This is a genomic window from Streptomyces regalis (genome assembly GCF_001509475.1).
Taxonomy (GTDB): domain Bacteria; phylum Actinomycetota; class Actinomycetes; order Streptomycetales; family Streptomycetaceae; genus Streptomyces; species Streptomyces regalis.
Window position 1 is genome coordinate 1 of record NZ_LLZG01000147.1, and the last position, 5,017, is coordinate 5,017.

Here is a 5,017-nt window from a genome sequence, read left to right on the forward strand (position 1 = left end):
GGGAGCAGCCCGTGGCGCATCGCCTGGACCATCTTGATGACACCGCCGACGCCCGCCGCGGCCTGGGTGTGTCCGATGTTCGACTTCAACGACCCCAGCAGCAGAGGCCGTTCGGACGACCGGTCGTGGCCGTACGTCGCGAGCAGCGCCTGCGCCTCGATGGGATCCCCGAGCCGGGTGCCCGTACCGTGCGCCTCGACCGCGTCGACGTCGGCCGCGCCGAGCCCGGCGTCGGCCAGGGCCTGCCGGATCACCCGCTGCTGGGACGGGCCGTTCGGAGCCGAGAGCTGGCCGCTCGTTCCGTCCTGGTTGACGGCCGAACCGCGTACGACGGCCAGCACCGGGTGACCGTTGCGGCGGGCGTCGGACAGCCGCTCCACCAGCAGCAGCCCCACGCCCTCGCCCCAGCCGGTACCGTCCGCCGCGGCCGCGAACGCCTTGCAGCGGCCGTCCGGGGACAGTCCCCGCTGCCGGCTGAACTCCACGAAGAGTCCGGGCGTGGAGATCACCGTGGCGCCGCCGGCCAGCGCCAGATCGCACTCGCCCTCCCGCAGCGACCGCATGGCCAGGTGCAGGGCGACCAGCGAGGACGAGCACGCCGTGTCCACCGTCACCGCCGGGCCCTCCAGCCCGAAGGTGTACGACAGCCGCCCCGAGGCGACCGATCCGGCGCTGCCGGTGCCGATGTATCCCTCCAGGCCGTCCGGCGCCTTGCGGATACGGCCGCCGTAGTCGCCGTACATCACCCCGGCGTAGACCCCGGTGCGGGAGCCGCGCAGAGAGCGCGGGTCGATCCCCGCGCGCTCGAAGGTCTCCCACGCGGTCTCGAGGAGCAGCCGCTGCTGCGGGTCGACGGCGAGTGCCTCGCGAGGGCTGATGCCGAAGAACGCCGGGTCGAACCGGTCCGCGTCGTGGAGGAAGCCACCCTCCCGCGCGTACGTCCTTCCCGCACGCTCGGGATCGGGGTCGTACAGCCCCGCGGTGTCCCAGCCGCGGTTCTCGGGGAACGACGTGATCGCGTCGGTGCCGGACTCGACGATCCGCCATAGGTCCTCGGGTGAGCGGACCCCGCCCGGATAGCGGCACGCCATGCCGACGATCGCGATCGGCTCGTGCCGTTCCGCCTCCACGCGGGACAGCCGCTCCCTGGTCTGCAGCAGATCGTTCGTCACGCGCTTCAGGTAGTCGCGGAGCCTGGCCTCGTTCGTCATGCGGCGTCAACTCTCCTCGTCAGACGAGCCCTACGGGACGTACGGGGTGTGCGGGGCGTGCGGTCATACGGGTCGTGCGCGACCGGGGTGGATCACTCGGCTCCGAGCTGGCCGTCGATGAGTTGGAAGAGCTCGTCGTCGGAGGCCTGGTCGAGCCGGGGGGACGCCGTCGCGGCGCCGTCGTCGGCAGGGTCGCCGCCATGGTCGGGGGCGAGGCGGGCCAGCACGGCGCTCAGGCGAGCGGCGATCCGGCCCAGGGCCTCGGCACCGAGCGTGGCGTCGGCGCACGCGGCCTCCAGTTCCGCGATCCGCGCGAGGGCCGTGGCTGCGCCGCCGGGCAACCGGTCTGCGAGCTCGTCCAGCAGGTGCGCGGCGAGCGCGGCGGCCGTCGGCTGGTCGAAGAGCACCGTCGTGGGCAGCCGTAGACCGGTCTCCACGCCCAGCCGGTTGCGCAGTTCGACCGCGGTCAGCGAGTCGAAGCCGAGGTCGAGCAGACCCCGGTCCGCGGGAACGGGCCGGTTCGGGGCGTGGCCGAGGATCTCGGCGATCGTGCCGCGCACCAGGTCGAGCGCGATACGTGGCCGGTCGGCCGCGGCCGCCTCGGCGAGCTTGCGCACCCACGGCGCGACCGCGTCGTCCCGCCGACGCGCGTCCCCTTGCGCCGCGGCCCGTGGCTTCGGCGTGTTCGGCTGGACCAGGCCGCGCAGCAGTGGCGGGACGCGGTCCAGGTCGTCGAGCCCGCGCAGGGCCGTCAGGTCGAGGCGCGCGGGGACCAGGGCCGCCTGCCCCGACGCCAGCGCGGCGTCGAAGAGGTCCAGCCCCTCGGCCGCCCCGAGCGGGGCGATACCGGTGCGGGCGATCCGGGCCAGGTCCGCCGGGCCGAGCGCCTTCCCCATGCCGTCCCCGGACTCCCACAGCCCCCAGGCCAGAGACACGGCGGGCAGACCGAGGGCCTGCCGGTGCTGGGCGAGCGCGTCGAGGTGGGCGTTGGCGGCGGCGTAGTTGCCCTGGCCCGCGTTGCCGACGACCCCGGCGACCGAGGAGAACAGGACGAACGCGTCCAGGCCCAGCTCCTGGGTGAGCTCGTGCAACAGTTGGGCGGCCTCGGACTTGGGCCGCATGACCTCGGCGAACGCGTCCTCGGTGAGCGACTCGAGCGTGGCGTCCGCCGTGACGCCCGCCGCGTGGACGACGGCGCTCAGGGGGTGGTCCGGCGGCACCGACGCCAGGAGCTCGGTGAGGGCCGTGCGGTCGGCGATGTCGCAGGCGCGGAGCACGACCTCGGCGCCGAGGCCGGTGAGGCGCTCGACGAGGGCGGACGCCCCCGGTGCGTCGGGGCCCCGCCGACTGGTCAACAGCAGGTGGCGGACCGAGTGGTGGACGACGAGGTGCTCGGCGAGGAGCCCGCCCAGCGCGCCCGTGGCCCCGGTCAGCAGCACCGTGCCGCGCCCCGCTGCCCGGAACGGCGAGCCACTGTCCCGGACCGGGCTCGGCGCCAGCCTCGGCACCGACAACCGTCCGTCGCGCAGGGCGAGTTGTGGTTCCCCGCTCGCCAGTGCCGTGCCGAGCGCGGCCTCGGAGGCGGCGGTGCCGTCCGTGTCGACGAGCACGAACCGGCCGGGGTGCTCGGTCTGCGCGGTGCGTACGAGACCCCACAGTGGGGCCTGTGCCAGTCCGGTCAGAGGTTCGCCGGGCCGCACCACGGTCGCGTGGCGGGTCACGACGACGAGCCGGGTCGCGGCGTGGCGCTCGTCGGCCGGCCGGCCGCGCAGGATCTCCAGCAGCCGGAAGGGCGTCAGCCCGTCGTCCGCCCGGAGCACCGTGTACGGGGCAGACCCCGCGCCGTCGGTGTCGGCCGGGTCGAACGGCTGCCAGTTCGCCGCCCTTGTGGGCACGGCCGCCGGTACCCAGTCCACGCGGTGCAGCACCCGGGCCGGCCGGCGGGCCGGCGTGAGGACCGCGGGATCGGCCTCCCTCACCAGCAGCGCCTCGGCGGTCAGCACAGGTGCCCCGGTCTCGTCGGTCAGTGACAGCGCGGCACGGTCCGGACCTGCGGGGGTCAGCCGGACCCTCAGGGTCCCGGCACGGTGGTTGCCGTACGCGCGTACGCCCGCCCATGAGAAGGGCACGCGCAGCCCCCCTGAGGCGCCCGGCCCTTCGAGTGCCAGCGGGTGGAGCGCGGCGTCGAGCAGCGCGGGGTGCAGCACGAACTCCTCGGTGGCCGGGGCGCCTTCGCCGAGAGCGACCTCGGCGAACCAGGTCCCGTCCCGCCGCCAGGCGGCCCGCAGCCCCTGGAACAGCGGCCCGTACGCGTAACCGAGCGACGCCAGCGTCTCGTAGGCGGTGGTGAGGTCCACCGGTTCCGCGTCCGGCTCAGGCCACGACCCGGCGGTGGGCGCGGCGGCGGCAGCGGTGTCGGGGGCCAGGACGCCCGAGGCGTGCCGGGTCCAGTCGGTCCCCTCCGTGCGGGAATGCACGGTCAGGGTCCTGCGTCCCTCGTCGTCGGCGCCGGACACGACCACCTGGACCCGTACCGCCTGCTGCTCCGGCAGTGGCAGCGGGGCCTGGAGAGTGAGCTCCTCCACCACCGGCGAGCCCGACTCGCGGCCCGCGTGCAGGGCCAGTTCGAGCAGCGCCGTGCCGGGCAGGACCGGCGTTCCCAGCAGGGCGTGCTCGCCCAGCCAGGGGTGGCTGTCCAGGGACAGCCGGCCGGTGTGGACCGTCGCGGTGCCGTCGGCGAGCCGGACCGCCCCGTCCAGCAACGGATGCGGCCGCGAGCCGTCGCCGGCCGGCACGGCGGGCCGTGCCGGTACGTCCAGCCAGTAGCGCTCACGCTGGAACGGATAGGTCGGCAGCCACTCGGCCAGGGCACCGGGTTCCGGTCCGGACCACGACCGGCGGTCCACCGGGACCCCGGCACACCACAGCGCGCCCAGCGCCTCCGGCAGCGCCCCGGCTTCGGACCGGTCACGGCGCAGCAGGGGAACGGTCACGGCGTCGGCCAGTGTGTCACCGGTCAGCGAGGTCAGCACGGCGTCCGGTCCCAGCTCCACGAACACGCTCACGCCGTCCGCGGCCAGCGCCCGCAGCCCGTCGGCGAAACGCACCGTCTCGCGGACGTGACGCACCCAGTGGTCGGGGGAGGCGAGTTCCTCAGCGGTGGCGGCCCGGCCGGTGAGGTCGGAGATCACGGGAATGCGCGGTGCGGCGAAGGTCAGTCCCGCCACCACCTCGCGGAACGCCGCGAGGACCGGCTCCATCAGAGGTGAGTGGAAGGCGTGACTGACCGTCAGCGTCTTCGTCCGTGCGCCCAGTTCGGACGCCTGCCGGACGACGTCCCGTACGGCGTCCTCGGTCCCGGAGACGACCGTGGACCGCGGAGCGTTGAGGGCGGCGACGCCGACCTGCTCCTCCAGCCCGGTGAGCAGCGGCAGAGTCTCCGCCTCGGAGAGCGACAGGGCGGCCATGGCCCCGCCCGGCGGCAGCTCCTGCATCAGCCGGCCCCGGGCGGCGATCAGGGTGGCCGCGTCGGCCAGCGACAGCACCCCGGCCACGTGGGCGGCGGTCACCGACCCGATGGAGTGACCGAGCAGCACGTCGGGGCGCACCCCGTGGTGTCGGAGGAGGTGGTGGAGGGCGGTTTCGAGGGCGAAGAGGGCGGGTTGGGTGTAGCGGGTCTGGTTGAGGAGGGTGGGGTCGTCGGCGAAGACGATGTCTTTGAGGGGGTGGTCGAGGTGGGGGTCGAGGGCGGCGCAGGCCTCGTCGAAGGCGGCGGCGAACTCGGGCTCGGCGGCGTACAGTTCGCG

At 74.8% G+C, this 5,017-nt stretch carries 2 protein-coding genes; both read right to left on the reverse strand.

Annotated elements, in window-relative coordinates; genetic code table 11:
• The coding region (locus ADL12_RS19695; protein WP_244187952.1) for a beta-ketoacyl synthase N-terminal-like domain-containing protein at window positions 1-1,211 on the reverse strand (1,211 nt) is incomplete at its 3' end.
• Between the two features lie 92 nt (window positions 1,212-1,303).
• The coding region (locus ADL12_RS19700; protein WP_159053210.1) for an SDR family NAD(P)-dependent oxidoreductase at window positions 1,304-5,017 on the reverse strand (3,714 nt) is incomplete at its 5' end.